The sequence below is a fragment of the Gemmatimonadetes bacterium SCN 70-22 genome, assembly GCA_001724275.1.
In the GTDB taxonomy this organism is placed as follows: domain Bacteria; phylum Gemmatimonadota; class Gemmatimonadetes; order Gemmatimonadales; family Gemmatimonadaceae; genus SCN-70-22.
Genome location: MEDZ01000084.1, coordinates 2,565 through 8,615 on the forward strand (window position 1 = coordinate 2,565; position 6,051 = coordinate 8,615).

General features: G+C 66.6%; 3 protein-coding genes and 1 pseudogene (1 of these 4 cut by a window edge). 3 read left to right on the plus strand and 1 reads right to left on the minus strand.

Annotation, left to right across the window (positions count from 1 at the left end; translation table 11 throughout):
* Both ABS52_19675 and ABS52_19680 read left to right on the plus strand, forming a co-directional pair.
* Positions 1-53, plus strand: a pseudogene (locus ABS52_19675) (hypothetical protein) (it extends 946 nt beyond the left edge of the window).
* Complete coding sequence (locus ABS52_19680) at positions 17-793, plus strand: hypothetical protein (protein ODS99722.1); 777 nt, start codon at positions 17-19, stop codon at positions 791-793. The pseudogene ABS52_19675 and the gene ABS52_19680 overlap by 37 nt, the downstream one beginning before the upstream one ends.
* 118 nt (positions 794-911) lie before the next feature.
* Here the strand turns inward: ABS52_19680 and ABS52_19685 are convergent, their stop codons facing one another.
* Positions 912-3,116 (minus strand): catalase/peroxidase HPI, encoded by a 2,205-nt coding sequence (locus ABS52_19685; GenBank protein ODS99723.1) that lies wholly within the window; start codon positions 3,114-3,116, stop codon positions 912-914.
* A gap of 221 nt (positions 3,117-3,337) precedes the next feature.
* Between ABS52_19685 and ABS52_19690 the strand changes: the two genes are divergently transcribed.
* Positions 3,338-3,622: a hypothetical protein gene (locus ABS52_19690; GenBank protein ODS99724.1), complete on the plus strand. Its 285-nt coding sequence runs from the start codon at positions 3,338-3,340 to the stop codon at positions 3,620-3,622.
* Positions 3,623-6,051 lie beyond the last annotated feature (2,429 nt).

Here is a 6,051-nt window from a genome sequence, read left to right on the forward strand (position 1 = left end):
CCGGCTTGCCGCCTTCATGGAGGGGGCGCACCAGCTGCGCGGCGCCACGCTGACGGCGGCGGCGCGGGTGGATCACTCGTCGGTGACCGGGAGTGCGCTGTCGCCGTCGGTCACCGTGCGGTTGCCCCTGGCGGAGGGGTACACCGGGCGGCTCGCCATCTCGCGCGGCATTCGCGCGCCGTCGTGGACCGAGCGCTACTACGTGGACCCGGCCAATCGCGGCACCCCTACCCTCGGGGTGGAGACGTTCTGGACCGGCGACGCCGCGCTGCGCCGCGCCTTCGGGCGCGGGGCGGCGGAGCTGACCGTGTTCGGACGGCGGTCGCGCGACCTCATCGACTGGACGCGCCCGGCGGGGACCGTGCCGCCGGCCGTGCCGTGGGTGGCGAGCAACGTGGCCGAGGCCACGCTCCATGGCGTGGAGCTGTCGGGCGAGGTGATGCAGCTGGCGGGCGTCGACTGGCGACTCCGCGCGCAGGGGACGCGGTTCACCACCTCGCTCCCGGCGGGGATAGTCGGCAAGTACGCCCTGCGCCCGCTCACGCGCTCGGGCGGGGTGACGGCCACGCGCGCCCTCGGCGCCGGCGTGAGGGCCAGCGTGGACGTCGTGCACGCGCGGCGCGCCGGCGAGGAGGGGTACACCACCGCCGACGCGAGGGTGGAATGGGGGCGCGGGGCGTGGCGCGTGACGCTCGACGGCACCAACCTCGCCAACGCGCGCTGGCTCGACGTCACCGGGATGCCCGCGCCCGGCCCCGCGCTCGTGACCGGGGTGTCCTGGGCGATGCGCTGAGCGCACCGGGCGCCGGGACGGGCTCGCTGACGCCCGGATGGATGGAATGCCGAAGGGTGGCGCCCGGCCCATGCCGGCGCGCCACCCCTGGCGTATCGTGCCTAACGTATCGCTCGGCTCAGGCCAGGTCGAAGCGGTCCAGGTTCATCACCTTGTCCCACGCCTTCACGAAGTCGTACACGAACTTGGCCTGCGCGTCGTCCTGCGCGTACACCTCGGCCAGCGCCCGCAGCTGCGAGTTGGAGCCGAAGACGAGGTCCACGCGGGTGGCCGTCCACTTCACGTCGCCCGTGGCCCGATCGCGCCCCTCGAAGACGTCGCCCGCCTCCGACATCGGCTTCCACGCCGTCCCCATGTCGACCAGGTTCACGAAGAAGTCGTTGGTGAGCTTGCCGGGGCGATCGGTGAAGACGCCGTGCTTCGCGTTGCCGTGGTTGGCGCCCAGCACGCGCAGCCCGCCCACCAGCACCGTCATCTCCGGCGCGGTGAGGGTGAGGAGCTGTGCCTTGTCCACCAGGAGCTCCTCGGCCGAGACGGCGTAGGGCTGCTTCTGGTAGTTGCGGAAGCCGTCGGCCACCGGCTCCAACACCGAGAACGACTCGACGTCCGTCTGCTCCTGCGAGGCATCCATGCGCCCCGGGGTGAAGGGGACCTCCACCTCGACACCCGCCTCGTGCGCCGCGTGCTCCACCGCCGCGCAGCCGCCCAGGACGATCAGGTCGGCGAGGGAGATCCGCTTCCCTCCCTTCTGCGCGTCGTTGAACTCCTTCTGGATCGTCTCGAGGATCTCGAGGGCACGGGCGAGCTTGGCCGGCTGGTTCGCCTCCCAGCTCTTCTGCGGCGCCAAGCGGATGCGCGCGCCGTTGGCCCCGCCGCGCTTGTCGGAGCCGCGGAAGGTCGAGGCCGAGGCCCAGGCGGTGGAGACCAGCTGCGCGATCGAGAGCCCCGAGGCCAGGAGCTTCGCCTTGAGGGCGGCGATGTCCTTGGCATCGACCAGCTCGTGGTCGACGGCGGGGATCGGGTCCTGCCAGATCAGCTCCTCGTTGGGGACCAGCTTGCCCAGGTAGCGGGAGCGCGGCCCCATGTCGCGGTGCGTGAGCTTGAACCAGGCGCGCGCGAAGGCGTCGGCCAGCTGGTCGGGGTTGGCGTGGAAGTGGCGCGAGATCTCCAGGTAGCTGGGGTCCGTGCGCAACGCGATGTCGGCGGTGGTCATCGCGGGGAGGACCTTCTTTCCCGGGACGTGCGCGTCGGGGACGACCCGGGCCTTCTCCTTGTCGGTCGGCTCCCAGATCCAGGCACCGGCCGGGGACTTCACGCACTCCCACTCCCAGCCGAAGAGGGTGTCGAAGTAGCCGTCGTCCCACTTGATCGGGTTCGGCGTCCAGGCCCCTTCGAGGCCGCTGGTGGTGGTGAACTCACCCTTGCCCGTCCCCAGCGCGTTGCGCCAGCCCAGCCCCATCTCCTCGATCGGAGCGGCTTCTGGCTCCGGGCCCACGAGCTTCGGGTCGCCCGCGCCGTGCATCTTGCCGAAGGTGTGTCCGCCCGCGATGAGGGCGACCGTCTCCTCGTCGTTCATTGCCATCCGCTTGAACGTCTCGCGGATATCGCGCGCCGAGGCCAGCGGGTCGGGGTTCCCGTTAGGCCCTTCGGGGTTCACGTAGATGAGCCCCATCTGCACCGCGGCCAGCGGATTCTCGAGCTCGCGGTCGCCCGAGTAGCGCTTGTCGCCCAGCCACTCCGCCTCGGCCCCCCAGTAGATGTCCTGCTCCGGCTCCCACACGTCGGCGCGGCCGCCGGCGAAGCCGAAGGTCTTTAGCCCCATCGACTCGATGGCGACGTTGCCGGCCAGGATGAAGAGGTCGGCCCAGGAGAGCTTGTTGCCGTACTTCTGCTTGATGGGCCAGAGGAGTCGGCGCGCCTTGTCCAGGTTGCCGTTGTCGGGCCAGCTGTTGAGCGGGGCGAAGCGCTGCGTTCCAGAGCCCGCGCCGCCGCGCCCGTCGCCCGTGCGGTACGTCCCCGCGCTGTGCCACGCCATGCGGATGAAGAGCGGGCCGTAGTGTCCGTAGTCGGCCGGCCACCAGTCCTGCGAGTCGGTCATGAGGGTGTGCAGGTCCTTCACGACCGCGTCGAGGTCGAGCGACTTGAACGCCTCGGCGTAGTCGAAGTCCGCCCCCATCGGGTTTCCGGCGGGCGGATTCTGGTGGAGCATGCCGAGGTTGAGCTGGTTGGGCCACCAGTCGCGGTTCGAGCGGCCGCCGGCCGTCGCGCGCGCGCCGTGCACCACCGGGCACTTGCCCCCGTTTTCGCCGTGCTTCGAGTCCATCGTGCGCTCCCGTCGTGTATGCGTGTCGAGTCGACCGCTTGGTCGATGTCCAGGGGTAAACATATGCCGGGAGGCATTGGTTTCGACGGCTCGGGCGTAGCGGGGTCGCGGGGCTCTGACAATGTGGTAAATCAAGTGCATCTTATGGCCGGTGTCGCGTCCATTCGCGGCGCTGCACTGGTCGGACATCGTCGACGCGGAACATCGCGGCCAACGCGGCGGTGTGCGTCAGCTTCGTCGATGTGTTCGTGCAGAAGGGGTTCAAGGTGAAGGGGCGGGCCGCTGTCGTTCGGCCTGGCGACGCGGAGTATGCGCCGTGGGCGGCGCCCCTGGAGGAGATGACGGGGGGGCGGTTTCCGATCAGGTCGGTGATCGTGGTCGAGGTGTCAGGGGTGGCGCCTATCGTGGCGCCTAGTTATCGGCTGTATCCGGAGGAGACGACGGAGGCGTCGCAGGTGGAGGCGGCGATGCGGAGGTATGGGGTGATGGGGAGGGGTGGCAGCTGACGGGGGGGTGTGCCTCTGGGGCGCGGTTCTGGTGGGTATTGGGGTTATCCGTGCGAACGTTGCGGCGGTAACAGGGTGTTGCGCTGTTGCAGCAGTCGTAAGGTATTGTCACGTTGAGGGTTGCGCGTTGATGGCCGAGGTCATTTTTCGGCGCTATCCTTGCGAAGTCCTGTCGGAGAACACCTCCTGTGCATCTGAGCTGCGGATTATCCGAGACTGCAGAAATCACGTTGGGCGCTCGTTAGATCGACATCGCTCGTTACCACGAAGAGGACTCACGTCCATGAACGAGCTGACATTTGTTCTGCCCTTTGACGCAGCGTCGCTTCTACAGGAGACGCGACGGCGGCTCCCGCAAGCCAATGGAGCGGCGCGGTCCGCATTGCTTGCAGTCGAAGTCGGCCTTACTTCCATTCACGCGCTGCCTCCGGTCGTCACTCCCGAGTCGTTGGCGTGGACGGCTCTGTGGACGCGCGCCATCTGCCTAGCGACGGCGGTTCCCAAGTTGCTCTCCGGTCCGTCGTCCCTACCGCTTTGGGTTCTGTCCAGAAGCGCACTTGAGATGCTCATCCACGCTGTTCTCGTTGTCGGCGACGAGGCGCCGGCAGGCAACGTGCCAGGAGAGACCGATGACGCCTCCGCCAAACTCGATGACCAACGGAAGCGCCTGCGCGGGTATCTTGCATGGAGCCTCACGCACGACCTAAAAGTCTCACGTTCTCAAACGATGGCCGTGAGTACTACGCTGCGACCCGAGCCTGCCACGCGGCCGAGGTCAGAATATCCCGATCATGTACGGGCGGCCCTCGATCGCCTTCTGGGTGATGAGGAAATCGTCAGCGATCAAGAAGTCGCACTCGATCGGAGACGGTCCGCGGACGCTGCCGCACAGTCAGCCGCAAGGATCCAGCGGCTCCAAGGCGATCCTCGCCTTGCCGAGTGGACTCGGAAGATCCACTCTATGTCCGAAGGCAAGCCGACCCATTTCGTTCCCGAGCTATCGGCACTTCTTTACGGCCTGAAGGTCTCCGACGCACTCCAACGGTTGCGAGTCCCGTATCCGTCACTACGGTGGACCTTGGGCTCCAAGGTCATCCACGGCTCGACACTCGAGAGCTCGATCCTGGTCGCCGGAACAGAGGCAATGCTACGAGTGGTAGACGTACCGGAGGCACTGGAGGAGCGGGGGCGCGATGTCGCAGAGAGTTGTCGCTTTACCTTGCTCGCGCTCAGCGCGCTCGGTCCAGCGATTGGCATCGGCGCCTAACTAACGTTGGAGCAGACGCGGTCACTATTGAATCGTGCGCCCTTCGGGCGCACACTATATGATGTCCGCGCAGCTCAACTGGACGTTGGGCGGCCCACGGCCAGCGCATGTCTTCCCCTGTTGACGAGTTCGCGAGGACTAGATGGTCGATCCGCCAGAGCTCAACTACGCACCATCACCTCAGCGATATCAGGCGGCGTGGGCCGAAGTGAACACTAGGATCCAATCGCGCTTGGTTATCCAAGGCTCTTTCATGACTGGGGTGGTTGTCACTTTGCTCCTAGGACTGACCCCCCCGGGCGGCGACATGGCAGATCCGGACGCATGGCGCGAGGCTGCGGTTATCCTGCTGCCGCTGCTTACCCTAGCTACCGCGATGTGGGTGCGCCACAACGACGCCATTATTGGCTTGCTCTCCGCGTTTATGCAGCACCTTGAGCGGTTGGACGATCCGCACGGTGGAGGTGTTGTCCCCGGTTGGCAGGATTCGCGATACGGCGCAATCGATGCCGCATTGAAGTACCGGCGGTGGTCGGACGCTGCCTTTGCCATGGTGGGCCTCGCGGCGACGATGCCGGCCCTAATGCTCCTTGCGCATCGTACTCTCGTTGTTCCGTCAATTGCGGTGCTGCCTGCGGTTGCGGCTCTCTTCGGGATCGCCGGGATCGCCATGGTGCTCTTGAACGCACATGTGCGCGCTCGGATCAAGGACAACTGGATCTATGAAGGAAGTGACGGAGAGCGACGATGGCGCTGGCGAGATGCGCCACAGGGCGCCAACGCCGAAGAGAAGCGCAAGATGCAGCGGCGCATGGTCGTGCTGATGCTCGCAGCAATCGAAGTCGGAGCACTTGCGGCAGCACTTGATGTGTCGTGGTGGGTTGTTGCATTGGCAGCGTTAATGGGATGTGCTGCGCCCTCATGCGCGCGGAGACTTGTACCATGAGTGGGGCGTGTTCCCGGGCACGCTTCGAAAGCCCGCGCGAGACATCGCTCTCGGCTTGGAGCAAACGGGGGCGACGCGGAACGTGGCCCTCGGTCATTTGATTGCCTACCCCGCAGCTGGGCTTGACCCGGTTTAATGGACACGGGTTTAAGAGTTCTTACGCGGCGTTCTGGAGTCGTTCTTCATACGTCACGGGACTGACGTAGTCCAGGGTCG